This window comes from Mycobacterium heidelbergense (genome assembly GCF_010730745.1).
In the GTDB taxonomy this organism is placed as follows: Bacteria; Actinomycetota; Actinomycetes; order Mycobacteriales; family Mycobacteriaceae; genus Mycobacterium; species Mycobacterium heidelbergense.
The window spans coordinates 4021119-4039901 of record NZ_AP022615.1 but is presented as its reverse complement, the minus strand read 5'-3'; the positions used below and the strand labels follow the sequence as shown (position 1 = coordinate 4039901).

Genomic DNA, 18783 nt, shown 5'->3' with positions numbered 1-18783 from the left:
CCCATTACACGCCGGGTTGGTCTCGGCGGGCGGCGGCTACCCGCCCGAAACCTCGGTGCGGCACGATAGGGGGACGACGCGCAAGCGGAGAAACCGCCACCTACAGGAGCAGTGAGTTGACCACCGAGTTCGTGCGCCACGATCTGGCCAAAACCCCAAGCAGCGCAAGCGAACCCGATCGGGTTCGGGTGATCCGCGAAGGCGTGGCGTCCTACCTGCCGGACATCGACCCCGAGGAGACGTCGGAGTGGCTGGAGTCCTTCGACGAGCTACTGGAGCGCTCCGGGCCGGCGCGGGCGCGCTACCTGATGCTGCGGCTGCTGGAGCGCGCGGGTGAGCAGCGGGTGGCCATCCCCGCGCTGACGTCGACGGACTACGTCAACACGATCCCCACCGAACTGGAACCGTGGTTCCCCGGCGACGAGGACGTCGAACGCCGCTACCGGGCGTGGATCCGGTGGAACGCCGCCATCATGGTGCACCGCGCCCAGCGGCCGGGAATCGGTGTGGGCGGCCATATTTCGACCTACGCCTCGTCCGCGGCGCTCTACGAGGTCGGCTTCAACCACTTCTTCCGCGGCAAATCGGACCCCGGCGGCGGGGACCAGATCTTCATCCAGGGCCACGCGTCCCCGGGGATTTACGCCCGCGCCTTCCTGGAAGGTCGGCTCAGCGCGGATCAGCTCGACGGCTTCCGCCAGGAGCACAGCCATCCCGGCGGCGGCCTGCCGTCCTACCCGCACCCGCGGCTGATGCCCGACTTCTGGGAATTTCCCACCGTCTCGATGGGGCTGGGCCCGCTCAACGCCATCTATCAGGCGCGGTTCAACCATTACCTGCACGACCGGGGCATCAAGGACACCTCCGGCCAGCACGTGTGGTGCTTCTTGGGCGACGGCGAGATGGACGAGCCGGAGAGCCGCGGGCTGGCGCACGTCGGCGCGCTCGAGGGCCTGGACAACCTGACCTTCGTGATCAACTGCAACCTGCAGCGCCTCGACGGCCCGGTGCGCGGCAACGGCAAGATCATCCAGGAGCTGGAGTCGTTCTTCCGCGGGGCCGGCTGGAACGTCATCAAGGTGGTGTGGGGCCGCGAATGGGACGCGCTGCTGCACGCCGACAAGGACGGCGCGCTGGTCAATTTGATGAACAGCACGCCCGACGGCGACTACCAGACGTACAAGGCCAACGACGGCGCCTACGTGCGCGACCACTTCTTCGGTCGCGACCCGCGCACCAAGGCGCTCGTCGAGCACATGACGGATTCCGAGATCTGGAACCTCAAGCGCGGCGGTCACGACTACCGCAAGGTCTATGCGGCCTACCGCGCCGCCATCGACCACAAGGGACAGCCGACGGTGATCCTGGCCAAGACCATCAAGGGCTACTCGCTGGGCGCGCACTTCCAGGGCCGCAACGCCACCCATCAGATGAAAAAGCTTGCGCTGGAAGACCTCAAGGCCTTCCGGGATTCCATGCGGATTCCGATCAGCGACGCGCAGCTGGACGAGAATCCCTACCTCCCGCCCTACTACCACCCCGGCCCCGACGCGCCGGAGATCCGGTACATGCTCGACCGTCGCCGCACCCTGGGCGGCTTCCTGCCCGAGCGCCGGACGAAGGCCAAGGCGCTGCGGCTTCCCGGGCGCGAGATCTACGCCGCGCTGAAGAAGGGATCGGGAAACCAGGAGGTCGCCACCACCATGGCGACGGTGCGCACCTTCAAGGAAGTGTTGCGCGACAAGGAAGTTGGGCCGCGGATAGTCCCGATCATTCCCGACGAGGCGCGCACCTTCGGGATGGACTCGTGGTTCCCGTCGCTGAAGATCTACAACCGCCTCGGCCAGCTGTACACCGCCGTCGACGCCGACCTGATGCTGGCCTACAAGGAAAGCGAAGCCGGGCACATCCTGCACGAGGGCATCAACGAGGCCGGGTCGGTGGGGTCGTTCATCGCGGCCGGCACGTCGTACGCGACGCACAACGAGCCGATGATCCCGATCTACATCTTCTATTCCATGTTCGGGTTCCAGCGCACCGGCGACGGCCTGTGGGCCGCCGCCGACCAGATGACACGCGGCTTCCTGCTCGGCGCGACCGCCGGGCGCACCACGCTGACCGGGGAGGGCCTGCAGCACGCCGACGGCCACTCGCTGTTGCTGGCCGCCACCAATCCGGCTGTGGTGGCCTACGATCCGGCGTTCGCGTACGAGATCGCCTACATCGTGGAGAGCGGGCTGGCCCGCATGTTCGGGGAGAACCCGGAGGACGTCTACTTCTACATCACCGTCTACAACGAGCCGTACGTACAGCCGCCCGAGCCGGCCAACTTCGATCCCGAGGGCGTGCTGCGCGGCATCTACCGCTACCACGCCGCCACCGAGCAGCGGGCCAGCAAGGCGCAGATCCTGGCCTCGGGGGTGGCCATGCCCGCGGCGCTGAAGGCGGCGGGGATGCTGGCCGCCGAGTGGGATGTCGCCGCCGACGTGTGGTCGGTGACCAGTTGGGGCGAATTGAACCGCGACGGCGTGTCCGTCGAGAGGGCCAGGCTGCGGCATCCGGACCGGCCGGCCGGCACCCCCTACCTGACCCGGGCCCTCGCGGATGCGGCCGGGCCGGTGATCGCCGTGTCGGACTGGATGCGCGCCGTCCCCGAGCAGATCCGGCCGTGGGTGCCGGGCACCTTCGTCACGCTGGGCACCGACGGGTTCGGCTTTTCCGACACCCGGCCCGCCGCGCGGCGCTTCTTCAACACCGACGCCGAGTCGCAGGTGGTCGCGGTGCTGGAGGCGCTGGCGCGCGACGGCGACATCGACCCGTCGGTCGCGGTGGCCGCCGCCCGTCAGTACCGGATCGACGACGTGCAGGCCGCCCCGGCGCAGACGTCCGATCCCGGTCCGGGGGCGTAACCCGCCGAGGGCCCGCCCTCGCCCGCCGAGGGGCCCCCTCGCCCGCCGGCCGCGCCCTCGCCCGCCGACCGTCACGCCAGCGTGGCGCTCGCCGCCGAGCGTCACGCCAGCGTGACGAGCCGCTCGATGGCCGCCCTCGGCCGCCGAGCGTCACGCCAGCGTGACGCGCCCGGCCTCCGCCCCGTGACGCGCCGGCCTCCGCCCCGGGGCGAGCCGCTACGACGCGGCCCCGCTTTTGGCGGAAAGTCCCAGAAATCTAGCGTAGGTTTTAGGGGTGAATGACAATCCGTTCGCCGGGCCGTTCGCCAAGCCGAGGTCGCCCCTCGAGCTGCTGGACTCGGTGCCGGAGTCGCTGCTGCGCCGGCTGAAGCAATACTCGGGGCGACTGTCCACCGAGGCCGTCTCGGCCATGCAGGAGCGGTTGCCGTTCTTCGCCGACCTGGAGGCCTCCCAGCGCGCCAGCGTGGCCCTAGTGGTGCAGACGGCGGTGGTGAACTTCGTCGAGTGGATGCACGACCCGCACAACAACGTCAACTACACGGCGCGCGCGTTCGAGCTGGTGCCCCAGGACCTGACCCGGCGGATCGCGCTGCGCCACAGCGTGGACATGGTGCGGGTCACCATGGAGTTCTTCGAGGAGGTGGTGCCGCTGCTGGCCCGCTCCGAGGAGCAGTTGACCGCGCTGACGGTCGGCATCCTGAAGTACAGCCGCGACCTCGCGTTCAGCTTCGCCTCCGCCTACGCCGACGCGGCCGAGGCCCGCGGCACCTGGGACAGCCGGATGGAGGCCAGCGTCGTCGACGCGGTGGTGCGCGGCGACACCGGCCCCGAGCTGTTGTCCCGCGCGGCCGCGCTGAACTGGGACACCACCGCGCCGGCGACCGTGGTGGTCGGCACGCCCGCCCCCGGCCGCGACAACACCAACGGCGAGGGCGCCAGCGAACGAGCCAGCCAAATCGTCCGCGACACCGCCGCTCATCACGGGCGCGCGGCCCTCACCGACGTGCACGGCACCTGGCTGGTGGCGATCGTGTCGGGGCAGTTGTCGCCGACCGACAAGTTCCTGGGCGACCTGTTGACCGCGTTCTCCGACGGCCCGGTGGTCATCGGGCCCACCGCGCCGATGCTGACCGCGGCCTATCACAGCGCCAGCGAGGCGATATCGGGGATGAACGCGGTCGCCGGCTGGGGCGGTGCGCCGCGGCCCGTGCTGGCCCGGGAGCTGTTGCCGGAGCGCGCCCTGATGGGCGACGCGTCGGCGATCGTGGCGCTGCACACCGACGTGATGGGGCCGCTGGCCGACGCCGGGCCGACACTGATCGAGACGCTCGACGCGTACCTGGATTGCGGCGGCGCCATCGAGGCCTGCGCCCGAAAGTTGTTCGTTCATCCAAACACGGTGCGGTACCGGCTCAAGCGCATCACCGACTTCACCGGGCGCGATCCCACCCAGCCGCGCGATGCATACGTGCTGCGTGTGGCGTCGACCGTCGGGCAGCTCAACTACCCCGCGCAGCCGTCCAGCGTTGCCAACAACGCTGTTGCGCCGGCTCCCCCGCCGGTCAGAAGCGGTATTGCGGGCCCGCCCGAGGGATAGTGATCCAGGCAACAGATTGCGGCACGATATCAAAAACGTAGCTTACCGAGCCGTTTTGTAAGGTGTATACAAAAACCTAAGACGAGGTTCATAATCTGTTACACCCGCCAAAACCGTTTCCACAGTGTTCTCTTAGACACGTGATCGCTTTGCTTGCGCCCGGACAGGGTTCGCAGACCGAGGGCATGCTGTCGTCGTGGCTGGAGCTGCCCGGCGCCGCGGACCAGCTGGCCCTGTGGTCGAAGGCCTGCGGCCTGGATCTGGTGCAGCTGGGGACCACGGCGTCGAGCGAGGAGATCACCGACACCGCGGTCACGCAGCCCCTGGTCGTCGCCAGCACGCTGCTGGCCCACCAGGAGCTGAGCAAGCGCAGCCTGCTCGGCGACGCAGAGGTTATTGTGGCGGGTCACTCGGTCGGGGAGATCGCCGCCTATGCGATCGCGGGGGTGATGGCCGCCGACGACGCCGTCGCGCTGGCCGCCACCCGCGGCGCCGAAATGGCCAAGGCGTGTGCCGTCGAGCCGACCGGCATGTCCGCGGTGCTCGGCGGCGACGAGGCCGAGGTGCTGAGCCGCCTCGAGCAGCTCGAGCTGGTCCCCGCCAACCGCAACGGTGCCGGCCAGATCGTCGCGGCGGGCCCGCTCGCCGCGTTGGAGAAGCTCGCCGAGGACCCGCCGGCCAGGGCCCGGGTGCGCGCCCTCGGAGTGGCCGGGGCGTTCCACACCAAGTACATGGCCCCGGCCCTGGACGGCTACGCCGCCGCGGCGGCCGCCGTCATGACCGCCGAGCCCACCGCCACGCTGCTGTCCAACCGCGACGGAAAACCCGTCGCCTCCGCCGCCGCCGCGATGGACACACTCGTCGCCCAGCTCACCCAGCCGGTGCGCTGGGACCTGTGCACCGAGTATCTGCGTGAAGGCACCGAGAACACTGTCACGGCGATCGTGGAGTTTCCCCCCGCGGGCACGCTCACCGGCATCGCCAAGCGCGAACTTCGGGGGGTGACGGCCCGCGCCGTCAAGTCACCCGCAGATCTGGACGAGTTGGCGAACCTCTAAACCGTCGGCTGCTGCCAGAACAATTACAACTGCAAACGTCAATGCGATTTGCACACAACACATTACGAAGGGAAAAGGCTGTGGCCGTCACTCAGGAAGAAATCATCGCCGGTATCGCCGAGATCATCGAAGAGGTCACCGGCATCGAGCCGTCCGAGGTCACCCCGGAGAAGTCGTTCGTCGACGACCTGGACATCGACTCGCTGTCGATGGTCGAGATCGCGGTGCAGACCGAGGACAAGTACGGCGTCAAGATTCCCGACGAGGACCTCGCCGGCCTGCGCACCGTCGGTGACGTCGTCGCCTACATCCAGAAGCTCGAGGAAGAAAACCCCGAGGCCGCCGAGGCGCTGCGCGCCAAGCTCGAGACGGAGAACCCCGAGGCCGTGGCCAACGTCCAGGCAAGGCTGGAAGCGGAAAGCAAGTGACCAAACCTTCCACTGCTAATGGCGGTTACCCCAGCGTCGTGGTAACCGCCGTCACGGCGACGACGTCGATCGCGCCGGACATCGAGAGCACGTGGAAGGGTTTGTTGGCCGGCGAGAGCGGCATCCACGTCCTCGAAGACGAGTTCGTCACCAAGTGGGACCTGCCCGTCAAGATCGGCGGTCACCTCAAGGAACCGGTCGACAACCACATGGGCCGGCTGGACATGCGGCGCATGTCGTACGTCCAGCGCATGAGCAAGTTGCTGAGCGGTCAGCTGTGGGAGACCGCGGGCAGCCCGGAGGTCGATCCCGACCGGTTCACGGTCGTGGTCGGCACCGGCCTGGGTGGCGCCGAGCGGGTCATCGAGAGCTACGACCTGATGAACGAGGGCGGCCCCCGCAAGGTGTCCCCGCTCGCCGTTCAGATGATCATGCCGAACGGGGCCGCGGCGGTGGTGGGCCTGCAGCTGGGGGCCCGCGCCGGGGTGATGACCCCGGTGTCGGCCTGCTCGTCGGGTTCGGAGGCGATCGCCCACGCATGGCGCCAGATCGTCATGGGCGACGCCGACGTCGCCGTGTGCGGTGGCGTCGAGGGCGGCATCGAGGCGCTGCCCATCGCGGCGTTCTCGATGATGCGGGCCATGTCGACCCGCAACGACGAACCCGAGCGTGCGTCGCGGCCGTTCGACAAGGACCGCGACGGGTTCGTGTTCGGCGAGGCCGGGGCGCTCATGCTCATCGAGACCGAGGAGCACGCCAAGGCCCGCGGCGCCAAGCCGCTGGCCCGGCTGCTGGGTGCCGGCATCACCTCGGACGCCTTCCACATGGTGGCGCCGGCGGCGGACGGCGTGCGCGCCGGCCGGGCAATGACGCGGTCGCTGGAGTTGGCGGGCCTGTCCGCCAAGGATGTCGACCACATCAACGCCCACGGGACGGCGACGCCGATCGGCGACGCCGCGGAGGCCAACGCCATCCGGGTGGCCGGCTGCGAGCGGGCCGCGGTGTATGCGCCGAAGTCGGCGCTGGGCCATTCGATCGGTGCGGTCGGCGCGCTGGAATCCATTTTGACGGTATTGACGCTTCGGGACGGCGTCATACCCCCCACCTTGAACTACGAGACACCGGATCCCGAGATCGACCTCGATATTGTCGCGGGCGAACCCCGCTACGGCGATTTCCGTTACGCGATCAACAACTCCTTCGGGTTCGGCGGCCACAATGTGGCGCTCGCCTTCGGGCGTTACTAAAGCACGGCGTCCGGTGACGACGCGGGCCGCAAACGGCCCGAGGAGGAGCCGGACAACACGGAAGGAACCCTCGCAAGACCCATGACAGAGCTGGTTACCGGGAAAGCGCTCCCGAATGTAGTCGTTACCGGCGTTGCCATGACGACCGCACTGGCAACAGACGCCGAGAACACTTGGAAGTTGTTGCTGGACAGCCAAAGTGGCATCCGTGTCCTCGACGACCCGTTCGTCGAGGAGTTCGATCTCCCGGTCCGCATCGGTGGACACCTGCTGGAGGAGTTTGACAGCCAGCTGACGCGCGTCGAGCTGCGCCGGATGGGTTACCTGCAAAGGATGTCCACCGTTTTGAGCCGCCGGGTGTGGGAGAACGCCGGCTCGCCCGAGGTCGACACCAACCGGCTGATGGTGTCCATCGGCACCGGGATGGGTTCGTCGGAAGAGATGGTGTTCAGCTACGACGACATGCGCGCCCGGGGTATCAAGGCCGTTTCTCCGCTGGGCGTGCAGAAGTACATGCCCAACGGCGCCGCCGCGGCGGTGGGCCTGGAGCGGCACGCCAAGGCCGGCGTGATCACGCCGGTGTCGGCGTGCGCGTCCGGTTCCGAGGGCATCGCCCAGGCGTGGCGCAACATTGTGTTCGGTGAGGCCGACATCGCCATCTGCGGCGGCGTCGAGACCAAGATCGAGGCCGTCCCGATCGCCGCGTTCGCCCAGATGCGAATCGTCATGTCCACCAAGAACGACGACCCGGCGGGCGCGTGCCGCCCGTTCGACCGGGACCGGACCGGCTTCGTGTTCGGCGAGGCCGGCGCGCTGATGGTGATCGAGACCGAGGAGCACGCCAAGGCCCGCGGCGCCAACATCCTGGCCCGGCTGATGGGCGCCAGCATCACCTCGGACGGGTACCACATGGTGGCGCCGGATCCCAACGGGGAACGCGCCGGGCACGCGATGAGCCGCGCGATCCAGCTTGCGGGCCTGACCCCGGACGACATCGACCACATCAACGCCCACGCCACCGGCACCTCGGTGGGCGACCTGGCCGAGGGCAAGGCGATCAACAACGCGCTGGGCAGCAGGAAGGCGGCGGTCTACGCGCCCAAGGCCGCGCTCGGCCACTCGGTGGGCGCGGTCGGCGCGGTGGAGTCGATCCTGACCGTGCTCGCGTTGCGCGATCAGGTGGTTCCGCCGACACTGAATCTGGAGAACCTCGATCCAGAGATCGATTTGGACGTGGTGGCCGGCAAGCCGCGCCCGGGCAACTACCAGTACGCGATCAACAACTCGTTCGGATTCGGCGGGCACAACGTCGCAATCGCCTTCGGACGGTACTGAACCCCGTTTTGTACCCCGAGCACACTCGGAACAGGAGACCCGCGATGACGATCATGGCCCCCGAGTCGGTCGGCGAATCGCTCGACCCACGCGACCCGTTGTTGCGTCTGAGCAATTTCTTCGACGACGGCAGCGTGGAGCTCCTGCACGAGCGTGACCGCTCGGGCGTGCTGTCCGCCGCCGGGACGGTGAACGGCATGCGCACCATCGCCTTCTGCACGGACGGGACCGTGATGGGCGGCGCCATGGGCACCGAGGGCTGCGCGCACATCGTCAACGCCTACGACACCGCCATCGAGGAGCAGAGCCCGATCGTGGGCATCTGGCATTCGGGCGGGGCCCGGTTGGCCGAAGGCGTGAAGGCCCTGCACGCGGTCGGGACGGTGTTCGAGGCCATGATCCGCGCGTCCGGCTACATTCCGCAGGTCTCGGTGGTCGTCGGCTTCGCCGCCGGCGGCGCCGCCTACGGGCCCGCGCTGACCGACGTCATCGTGATGGCGCCGGAAAGCCGGGTGTTCGTCACCGGTCCCGACGTGGTGCGCAGCGTCACCGGCGAGGACGTCGACATGGCCTCGCTCGGCGGGCCGGAAACCCACCACAAGAAGTCCGGGGTGTGCCACATCGTCGCCGACGACGAGTTCGACGCCTACGAGCGCGGCCGCCGGCTGGTCGGATTGTTCTGCCAGCAGGGCCATTTCGACCGCAGCAAGGCCGAGGCCGGTGACACCGACATCCACGCGCTGCTGCCCGAATCGGCGCGGCGGGCCTACGACGTGCACCCGATCGTGACCGCGATCCTCGACTCGAATGGTGACGGCACGCCGTCCTTTGACGAGTTCCAGGCCAATTGGGCGCCGTCGATGGTGGTCGGGCTGGGCCGGCTGTCGGGCCGCACGGTCGGCGTGCTGGCCAACAACCCGCTGCGCCTGGGCGGCTGCCTGAACTCCGAAAGCGCCGAGAAGGCGGCCCGTTTCGTGCGCCTGTGCGACGCGTTCGGGATTCCGCTGATTGTGGTCGTCGACGTTCCCGGCTATCTCCCGGGTGTCGACCAGGAGTGGGGCGGCGTGGTGCGCCGCGGCGCCAAGCTGCTGCACGCGTTCGGTGAGTGCACCGTTCCGCGCGTCACGCTGGTCACCCGAAAGACCTACGGCGGGGCCTACATCGCGATGAACTCCCGCTCGCTGAACGCGACCAAGGTGTTCGCGTGGCCGGACGCCGAGGTCGCCGTCATGGGCGCCAAAGCCGCCGTCGGCATCCTGCACAAGAAAAAGCTGGCCGCCGCCGCCGAGCACGAGCGCGAAGCGCTGCACGACGAGCTGGCGGCCGAGCACGAGCGGATCGCCGGTGGGGTGGACAGCGCCATCGAAATCGGTGTGGTCGACGAGAAGATCGACCCGGCGCACACCCGCAGCAAACTCACCGAGGCGCTGGCCCAGGCGCCGGCGCGCCGCGGCCGCCACAAGAACATCCCGCTGTAGTCACCCTCGCGAGCCCCTTCGCGCGCGAGCAGACGCAGAATCGCACTGCGCGGGGCCCGCGCGTGCGATTCTGTGTCTGCTCGCGCGCGTTATCCCCAGGGGTGACTGGTCGATACCGAATAGCCCCCGCATGCTTCCGCGATGCACACCGATGCTCTTGCGGTCCTGGAGAAGGCCGGCGGTTTCGCCACAACCACACAACTGCTGACGGTCATGACTCGTCAACAGCTCGACGTTCAAGTCAAGAACGGCAAACTGATTCGCGTGTGGTATGGCGTCTACGCGGCCGAGCAACCAGATCTGTTGGGCCGCCTGGCCGCGCTCGACATCTTCATGGGCCGACCGGCCGTCGCCTGCATGGGCACAGCCGCCTCGTTATACGGCTTCGATACCGAAAACACCGCTGCCACCCACGTGCTCGATCCCGGTGTACGAATGCGCCCCACGACCGGACTAATGGTTCACCAACGCACCGGCGCCCCGCTGCGACGGACGGCAGGGCGCCTGGCGACCACGCCGGCATGGACCGCCGTGGAAGTCGCACGGCAGTTGCGGCGCCCGCGAGCACTGGCAACGCTCGACGCCGCATTGCATTCCCTGCGGTGCACCCGGACCGAAATCGAAAGCGCCGTCGCCGAGCAGCGAGGCCGTCGGGGCATTGTGGCGGTGCGCGAACTCCTCCCCTTTGCCGATGGACGCGCGGAATCGGCCATGGAAAGCGAGGCCCGGCTCGTGATGATCGACCACGGCCTACCGCTTCCGGAGCTCCAATATCCAATCCGCGACCATGACGGCGAGCTCTGGCGCGTCGACTTCGCTTGGCCGGAAGTGCATTTGGCAGCTGAATATGAAAGCATCGATTGGCATGCGGGGCCGAAGGAGATGCTCCGCGACAAAAGACGGTGGGGCAAAATCCAGGAGATCGGCTGGACGATCATTCCCATCGTCGTCCATGACGTAAGGCGCGAACCCGATCGCCTCGCCCTACGAATCGCCACCCATCTAGAGCGTCCGCGTCTGGCTGGCTAACGCTGGCGAGCAGACGCAGAATCGCACGCGCGGGCCCCGCGCCGTGCGATTCTGTGTCTGCTCGCGGCAGGCTAGCGGCCCAGGACCTGCGAGAGTGCCCGGCGCAGTTGGCCTTCCGGATCGGCGGGCAGTGCGTCCACACGCCATGCCACGAAGGCGTCGGGGCGGACCAGCAGCGCGCCGGAAGGCGCGAGCCCAGTGGCCGCAACCCAGGCGTCGTCGTCGATGCGCTGCATGATGATCGGAATGCCCAGGGCCGACGCCGAATCCACCGCGGCGCCCCATCGCTCGTCCCCCGTCAGCACGGTGAACCCGGGCCCGAGCAGGTCGAGCGTCGACACCCCCTCCCGCACCCACACGTGCGGCACCCGGGTGCCGGGCTGCCCCCGCAACTCGTCCACCAACGACACGGCGTCCGTGTCCGCAGCCGGGGGCTCATCGGAAATGACTGCGGCCGAGCGGTATTGGTAGCCGATGAGCAGGGCGAACATCGGCTCCTCTTCGTCCGGCGGCAGTTGCGGTCGGTTGTCGTCCAGCCTGAGGAGCACCAGCGGCGGCCCACTCAGCGACTGGCGGGCGTTGAACCGTCCGACGGGGTGCCGCTCGGCGTGGTAGGTGTTCAGCAGCGCGGGCCGGGCCTGGCCGTTCACCACGGCGGCGAGCTTCCAGGCCAGGTTGTCCGCGCTCTGGATGGCCGTGTTCGCCCCGCCGGCCTTGAACGGCGGCATGGTGTGGGCGGCGTCGCCGACGAGAAACACTCGCCCGCATTGGAATTGGTTGGCCACCCGCTCGTAGGGTTGCCACGAGGCGACTTCGATGATCTGCACGTCGATCGGCTCACCGATGGCCCGCGTCAGCAGCTCGGCGCAGTACTCCGGGGTGAACTGCTCCGCCGTTTCGCCCTCGCCCGGCAGGTACGTGGTGATGAACATGCCCAGGTCGTCCTCGACGACCAGGAAGATCCCGTCCACATCGGCGTTTTTGACCTGCACGCCATCCCCGTCGCCCAGGTCCGGGACAAACTTCCGCCACGGCGCCTTGAAGTAGGCGAAGACGACAAAGATCGGCAGCGCGCCGTATCCCGACGTGGTGACGCCGAGCCGGTCCCGGATCGGGCTGTGCACACCGTCGGCGGCGACGAGGTAGTCGGCGCGCACGCTTTCGGTCGCGCCCGAATCCCGTTCGCGCACAACCACCGTCACGCCGTCGTCGTCCTGCTCGAACGACAACACCTCCGTTCCGTAGCGAACCTCGCTACCCTGCCGACGCGTCTCGGCCAACAGCATCGGCTCCAGCCTGCTTTGCGGGCAATACTGTGCGGGCGGCTCGGGGCTCAGGCCGGCGTAGGGCGCGAATATGGCGTCGACGTCCATGGCCGGCGCCTCGTCCGGGCTGTTCAGCGTCGGCTTGACGACCATGCCGGACACGCCTTCGGCAACCTTGTGGACCTCGTCGCTCAGGCCCAGAGAGCGCAGGATCTCCAGGCTGCGGAAGCTCAGGTTGCGGGCTTTGGGATAGATGAAGACCTCGCGCCGCTTCTCGACCAGCAGCGACCGAACGCCGTACTTGGCCAGCAGAACCGACGTGGCCAGCCCGCCCACGCCGGCGCCGACGATGAGAACGGGGACACGCGTGACGTTCATGCTCATTTCCCTTCCACGGATGGGGTCCTGCCGGCCGGATGCAGCCAGAGGAACGTCTTCGTTCCCGGGCCGACGATGAAGGGCTTCACCAGCGGCGGATAGGCCTTCATCGCCTCGGCGGCGGGGATCAGCTCGGGCCTTTCCAGCGCGTACTCCTTGCCATTCCAGGTGAGCGTGCATGTCCCGGCGGCCAAAACATTGCGGCACCAATCGACTTCGGGGTATGCGACCCCCAGCACGAAGCCGTCCCCGAGGCGGTACGCGCTCAGCGGGGTGACGTAGCTTCGCCCGCTGCGGCGCCCGACGTGATGCAGAGCGCCGAGGTTGAAGTACAGCATTCCCACGCGGGTACCGGCGATCCTGCGCATGGGGCGATTGGCCGTCTTGGTGAACCGGCGAATCCTGTCACTGATCCACTTCACCCGCAGCAGCGGCGAGACACCAAGCAAGAGCAGATACATCGCCGCCACGATCACGACGGACGTCGCCACCACCCGTAGCAAACACACCAACCGGTTGTGACGCGTCATGCGGCGAGCTCGCTTCCCGTAGGCGTTAGGACCAAACAGGCGGAACTAATCGGTTCCGTTCTGCATCGAGACTGGCACGGGTCGCCCCGGAGCGCAAGGGCCCCGAGGCGATCAGGGGCTGCTACTCGACGGCAGCAGAGGTCGCGAGCGGCAGCAGCACCTCTTCGAGGGCGCGTCGAACGTAGACGCGATCGATCGGTCGTCCCGTCACCACCCGCAGGAGGTTGAGGCCCAGAAGGGCGTCGGGTATCAGGGTCACATCGCGGCCCGCCGAAATCTCCCCCCGGGCCACGGCCTGGTCGAGGACCACGCTGACCACCCGGCGGGGCACCGAGAGCACAAGGTCGTCCAGCGCCGCCGCCAGAACGGGGTCGTTCATCGCCGCCGTCGCCGCGCCGACGATCATCTTGACCGTGCTCAGACCCGATTCGTCGAAGTCCGGTGCCGCGGCGACCAGGGCATCGATGTCACCGCGAAGGCTGCCGGTGTTCGGCGGCTCCACCGGTCCCAGTCCCCGTCTCCAATGCGCGATCGCGTCGGCCACCATCGCGGCCTTCGACGGCCAGCGCCGGTAGATGGCGGCCTTGCCCACCCGCGCGCGCGACGCGATGTCGTCCATGCTCATCCGGTCGTAGCCCTGTTCGCCAAGCCCCTGCAGCGCGGCCTCGAGGATTGCGCCGTCCAGAGAGGGATCGAAGCGTCCAGGATTTTTGCCCGACGGTCGGCGCGCCCGGTCGCTTCGAACGCTGTCGGCGGGCATGGCGGATGTTCCTCGATTCAGGCGATACGCTACGGTTCCGTCTCAATGTACCGGGGCCGCAAACCCGGCCGCAAGCACGGCGATCAGCCCAGCAACGCCAGGAACTCCTCGGCCACCGCGACAACCCGCTCGCGATCGCGCGGCACCAACCCGATCCGGGTCCGCCGGTCGACGATGTCGTCGATGTCGAGCGCGCCCTCGTGCGTCACCGCGTATTCGAACTCGGCCCGGATCACGTCGATGCCCTCGGCGACCGGCTCGGTGGGGCGCTCACAGCGAGCGCTCGCGATGACGTGGGAAGCCTCGGCGCCGTAGCGCGCGACCAGGGACGCGGGCAGACCGGCGCCGGACCGAGACCCCGGCCCGGGATTGGCCGGCGCCCCGATCAGCGGCAGGTTCCGGGTCCGGCAGCCGGCGGCGCGCAGGCGTCGCAATCCCACGGCACGGTCCAGGACATCCTGTGCCATGTAACGGTATTCGGTCAGCTTTCCGCCGATCACGCTGATGACGCCGGACGGCCCTTCGACCACGGCGTGCTCGCGCGACACGTCGGCGGTGCGGCCCTCGCCGGTGTCGATCAGCGGCCGCAACCCGGCGTAGGCACCGATCACGTCGGCGGCCCCCAGCGCGGCCCCCAGCGCGGTGTTGACCGTGTCCAGCAGGAAGGCGATCTCCCCCGACGACGGCTCCGGCACGTCGGGAATCGGGCCGGGGGCCGCTTCGTCGGTGAGCCCGAGGTAGACGCGGCCCAGCTGCTCGGGCATGGCGAACACGAAGCGGTTGAGCTCGCCGGGAATCGGAATGGTCAGGGCCGCAGTGGGATTCCCGAAGGCGCCGGCATCGAAGACGAGGTGGGTCCCGCGGCTGGGCCGCAGCCGCAGCGACCCGTCGACCTCCCCCGCCCACACCCCGGTCGCGTTGATGACCGCGCCGGCCGACACCTCGAACGACTGTCCCGTGCGCCGGTCGGTCAACCGCACCGACGTGCCGGTCGCCTCGGACGCCGCGACGTAGCTCAGAATCCGGGCGCCGTGCTGGGCCGCGGTGCGCGCGACCGCGATGACCAGCCGGGCGTCGTCGATCAACTGCCCGTCGTAGGCCAGCAGGCCACCGGCCAGGCCGTCGCGCCGAACCGTGGGGGCCATCTCCACGACCCGCCGCGCCGGAATCCGGCGCGACCGGGGCAGGGTCGAGGCCGGCGTCCCCGCCAGCATCCGCAACGCGTCGCCGGCCAGGAATCCGGCGCGCACCAGCGCCCGCTTGGTGTGACCCATCGACGGCAGCAACGGGACCAGCTGCGGCATCGCGCGGGCGAGGTGAGGGGCGTTGCGCGTCATGAGGATTCCGCGTTCGATGGCGCTGCGCCGCGCGATGCCCACGTCACCGCTCGCCAGATAGCGCAGGCCGCCATGCACCAGCTTCGAGCTCCAGCGGCTGGTGCCGAACGCCAGATCGCGCTTTTCCACCAACGCCACCCGCAGGCCGCGCGACGCGGCGTCCAGGGCGATCCCGGCGCCCGTGATGCCGCCCCCGATCACGACGACGTCCACCGGCGCGCCCTCGGCGAGCGCGGTCAAGTCCGCGGCCCGGCGGGCGGCGTTCAGGGCCGCCGAGGTCACGACAGGTACCCGTTCAGCGAGTGGGCGAGTTCGACGGCCAGCGCGTCGGCGTCGAGGATCGGCCGGACGATCCGTTCGGACTGAATGGTCGACTGGGTGATCAGCAACACCATGGTGGCCATCTGAAGCGGGTCGCCGGGGCGGACGCTGCCGTGGCGCTGGGCCGCCCGCAGCCGGTCGGCCAGGGCGTCGATCAACATCTGCTGGCTGGTCCCCAGGCGTTCGGTGATGTAGGTCGGCGCCAGCGCCGAGTGCAGCACCGACATCACCAGTTCGTCGCGGCGCAGCACGTCGGCCACCGTAACGATCTGTCGCACAAGGGATTCCCGGTCGTCGCCGAGCAACGGCGCATCGCGCATCACGCCGGTGATGTGCTGGGTCAGCAGCGCCGCCACGATCGACCGAGTGTCCGGCCAGCGGCGGTAGACGGTCGGCCGGCTGACGCCCGCGCGCCGGGCGATCTCGGCGAGGGTCACCCGGTCGACCCCGAAATCGACCACGCAGCTGGCCGCCGCCGCGAGGATCCGCTCGCCGGTGTCCACACCGGCATTACTGATTGACAGCATGTGTAATACTGTAACGCATGACCCAGCCCGGGGACCTCCAGCCGCCGATGAAGTGGGACGCGTGGGGGGACCCCGCGGCGGCCAAGCCCCTGTCCGACGGCATCCGCGCGTTGCTGAAACAGGCTGTCGGCCTTGAGGATTCAAAGGAGCCTCAACTCGACGCGGACGAGGTGCGGCTGCGCCCCTCGGCGCTGGCACAAGCCGACCGCGACGCGCTGGCCGGGATCGTCGGCGCCGAGTACTGCCGCACCGCCGACCGCGACCGGCTGCTGCACGCCGGCGGCAAGTCCACCCTGGACCTGTTGCGCCGCAAGGACACCGGCGTGCAGGACGCGCCCGACGCCATCGTGCTGCCCGGCGGCGAGGACGCCGTCGCCGCGATCCTGCGCCACTGCTCGGAGCGCCGCATCGCCGTGATCCCGTTCGGCGGCGGCACCAGCGTGGTCGGCGGGCTCGACCCCACCCGCGGCGGGTTCGAAGCCGTGGTGTCGCTCGACCTGCGCCGCTTCGATGAGCTCCTCGACCTCGACGAAGTGTCCGGCCAGGCCGTCCTCGGCGCCGGGGTGACCGGGCCCGACGCCGAACGCCTGCTCGGCGAACGCGGCTTCTCGCTGGGGCATTTCCCGCAGAGCTTCGAGTACGCGACGATCGGCGGGTTCGCCGCCACGCGATCGTCCGGACAGGACTCGGCCGGCTACGGCCGGTTCGACGACATGGTCACCGGGCTGCGGATGGTCACCCCCGCGGGCACGCTGGATCTGGGGCGCGCGCCGGAATCGGCGGCGGGCCCGGACCTGCGCGAGCTGCTGCTCGGCTCGGAGGGGACCTTCGGCGTCATCACCCAAGTGCGGCTGCGCGTGCACCGGATCCCGGAGGCCGTCCGCTACGAGGCGTGGTCGTTCCCCGACTTCACGACGGGAGCGGCGGCCCTACGCGCCGTCACCCAGAACGCCACCGGCCCCACCGTCATCCGGCTTTCCGACGAGGCGGAGACGGGCGTCAACCTCGCCACCACCGAGGCCATCGGCGAAAGCCGGATCGCCGGCGGATGCCTGGGGATCACCGTGTTCGAGGGCACCAGGGAACACGTCGAGAGCCGGCATACCGAGACCGGCGCGCTGCTGGCGGCCCACGGTGGCACCTCGCTGGGCGAGGGGCCGGCGCGCGCCTGGGAGCGGGGCCGGTTCGGCGCGCCGTACCTGCGCGACTCGCTGCTGGCGGCGGGCGCGCTCTGCGAGACCCTCGAGACGGCCACCGACTGGTCCAACGTCCCCGCGCTCAAAGCCGCCGTCACACAGGCGCTCACCAACGCATTGGCCGACAGCGGAACACCGGCGCTGGTGATGTGCCACATCTCGCACGTCTATCCCACCGGCGCCTCCCTGTACTTCACCGTCGTCGCCGGGCAGCGGGGCGATCCGATCGAGCAGTGGCGGGCCGCCAAGAAGGCCGCGTCGGACGCCATCGTGGCGGCCGGCGGAACCATCACCCACCACCACGCGGTCGGCGCCGACCACCGGCCCTGGATGCGCGACGAGGTGGGCGAGCTGGGTGTGCGGGTGTTGCGCGCGGTCAAGTCGACGCTGGACCCCGCCGGAATCCTCAACCCCGGCAAGCTGATTCCGTGACCCGCCATGCCTAAGCGCGAAATCGGCAAGGTCACCGCGCTGACCAATCCCGTTTCGGGCCATGGCACCGCCGTGCGCACGGCGCAGATCGCGATCGCGCGGCTGCGGCATCGGGGTATCGAGGTCGTCGAGATCATTGGCGACGACGCGGAAGACGCGCGTTACCTCGCCGCCGCGGCCCTGGACCGGGGCACCGACGCGCTCATGGTCACCGGCGGCGACGGCGTCGTCTCCAACGCGCTGCAGGTGTTGGCGGGCACCGACGTTCCGCTGGGCATCATCCCGGCGGGCACCGGCAACGACCACGCGCGTGAGTTCGGCATCCCGACGAAGGATCCCGAGGCCGCCGCGGACATCGTGATCGACGGCTGGACGGAGACCATCGACCTCGGCCGAATTCGCGACGGCGACGGCATCAACAAGTGGTTCGGCACGGTGGCGGCCGCCGGGTTCGACTCCCTGGTGACCGATCGGGCCAACCGGATGAGCTGGCCCCACGGGCGGCTGCGCTACTACGTCGCGATGCTCGCCGAGCTCTCGCGGCTGCGGCTGCTGCCGTTCCGGATGGTGCTCGACGGGACCCGGGAGATCGACGCCGACATCACGCTCGCGGCCTTCGGCAATACCCGCAGCTATGGCGGCGGGCTGCTGATCTGCCCCAACGCCGATCCCACCGACGGCCTGCTCGACATCACCATGGCGCATTCGGCGTCCCGGACCAAGCTGGTCCGCCTGTTCCCCACCGTGATGAAGGGCACGCACGTCGACCTCCCCGAGGTGAGCACGGCGCGCGCCGCCTCAATCCACGTCGAGTGCCCGGGCATCAACGTGTACGCCGACGGCGACTTCGCGTGTCCGCTGCCCGCCGAGATCTCCGCGGTGCCCGCCGCCCTGCAGATTCTTCGCCCAACCCGTATGTAACGACTTCCGCGTCCGAAACGACATCTTGGCGTGAT

15 protein-coding genes are annotated in these 18783 nt (G+C 69.2%); 10 read left to right on the top strand and 5 right to left on the bottom strand.

Features of this window, described 5'->3' with window-relative positions:
- Positions 1-116 precede the first annotated feature (116 nt).
- From aceE to G6N25_RS18860, 8 genes are all read left to right on the top strand, one after another.
- Positions 117-2909 (top strand): pyruvate dehydrogenase (acetyl-transferring), homodimeric type, encoded by a 2793-nt coding sequence (aceE, locus tag G6N25_RS18895; protein ID WP_083074402.1) that lies wholly within the window; start codon positions 117-119, stop codon positions 2907-2909.
- Positions 2910-3183: 274 nt separating this feature from the next.
- Positions 3184-4506 (top strand): PucR family transcriptional regulator, encoded by a 1323-nt coding sequence (locus G6N25_RS18890; RefSeq protein WP_083074403.1) that lies wholly within the window; start codon positions 3184-3186, stop codon positions 4504-4506.
- 140 nt (positions 4507-4646) lie between these two features.
- A complete protein-coding gene (locus G6N25_RS18885) occupies positions 4647-5564 on the top strand; it encodes an ACP S-malonyltransferase (RefSeq protein ID WP_083074404.1) in 918 nt (305 codons plus the stop codon).
- Positions 5565-5644: 80 nt separating this feature from the next.
- Positions 5645-5992: a meromycolate extension acyl carrier protein AcpM gene (gene acpM, locus G6N25_RS18880; protein ID WP_083074405.1), complete on the top strand. Its 348-nt coding sequence runs from the start codon at positions 5645-5647 to the stop codon at positions 5990-5992.
- Positions 5989-7239 carry a 3-oxoacyl-ACP synthase KasA gene (gene kasA, locus G6N25_RS18875; protein ID WP_083074406.1) on the top strand — a complete coding sequence of 417 codons (1251 nt, stop codon included), beginning with the start codon at positions 5989-5991 and terminating at the stop codon, positions 7237-7239. Before acpM ends, kasA begins: the two co-directional genes overlap by 4 nt.
- An 81-nt stretch (positions 7240-7320) precedes the next feature.
- Positions 7321-8574 carry a 3-oxoacyl-ACP synthase KasB gene (gene kasB / locus G6N25_RS18870; RefSeq protein ID WP_083074407.1) on the top strand — a complete coding sequence of 418 codons (1254 nt, stop codon included), beginning with the start codon at positions 7321-7323 and terminating at the stop codon, positions 8572-8574.
- Positions 8575-8618: 44 nt separating this feature from the next.
- Positions 8619-10052 carry an acyl-CoA carboxylase subunit beta gene (locus G6N25_RS18865; protein WP_083074408.1) on the top strand — a complete coding sequence of 478 codons (1434 nt, stop codon included), beginning with the start codon at positions 8619-8621 and terminating at the stop codon, positions 10050-10052.
- 141 nt (positions 10053-10193) lie between these two features.
- Positions 10194-11081 (top strand): PDDEXK family nuclease, encoded by an 888-nt coding sequence (locus tag G6N25_RS18860; RefSeq protein WP_083074409.1) that lies wholly within the window; start codon positions 10194-10196, stop codon positions 11079-11081.
- A gap of 71 nt (positions 11082-11152) precedes the next feature.
- Here the strand turns inward: G6N25_RS18860 and G6N25_RS18855 are convergent, their stop codons facing one another.
- From G6N25_RS18855 to G6N25_RS18835, 5 genes are all read right to left on the bottom strand, one after another.
- Positions 11153-12724, bottom strand: coding sequence for an FAD-dependent monooxygenase (locus tag G6N25_RS18855; RefSeq protein WP_083074410.1), 1572 nt, complete (start codon positions 12722-12724; stop codon positions 11153-11155).
- 2 nt (positions 12725-12726) lie between these two features.
- On the bottom strand, positions 12727-13254 hold the full coding sequence (locus G6N25_RS18850) for a PNPOx family protein (RefSeq protein WP_083074411.1): 528 nt from the start codon (positions 13252-13254) through the stop codon (positions 12727-12729).
- Between the two features lie 121 nt (positions 13255-13375).
- Positions 13376-14014 carry a TetR/AcrR family transcriptional regulator gene (locus G6N25_RS18845; protein ID WP_083074412.1) on the bottom strand — a complete coding sequence of 213 codons (639 nt, stop codon included), beginning with the start codon at positions 14012-14014 and terminating at the stop codon, positions 13376-13378.
- A gap of 83 nt (positions 14015-14097) precedes the next feature.
- Positions 14098-15633, bottom strand: coding sequence for a glycerol-3-phosphate dehydrogenase/oxidase (locus G6N25_RS18840; RefSeq protein ID WP_083074413.1), 1536 nt, complete (start codon positions 15631-15633; stop codon positions 14098-14100).
- Positions 15630-16199: a TetR/AcrR family transcriptional regulator gene (locus tag G6N25_RS18835; protein WP_083074414.1), complete on the bottom strand. Its 570-nt coding sequence runs from the start codon at positions 16197-16199 to the stop codon at positions 15630-15632. The genes G6N25_RS18840 and G6N25_RS18835 overlap by 4 nt, the downstream gene beginning before the upstream one ends.
- A gap of 47 nt (positions 16200-16246) precedes the next feature.
- Between G6N25_RS18835 and G6N25_RS18830 the strand changes: the two genes are divergently transcribed.
- Positions 16247-17827, top strand: coding sequence for an FAD-binding oxidoreductase (locus tag G6N25_RS18830; protein ID WP_083074471.1), 1581 nt, complete (start codon positions 16247-16249; stop codon positions 17825-17827).
- A 6-nt stretch (positions 17828-17833) separates the two neighbouring features.
- The gene (locus G6N25_RS18825) at positions 17834-18748 is read left to right on the top strand and encodes a diacylglycerol kinase (protein ID WP_083074415.1); all 915 of its coding nucleotides are present in this window, start codon (positions 17834-17836) and stop codon (positions 18746-18748) included.
- Positions 18749-18783 lie beyond the last annotated feature (35 nt).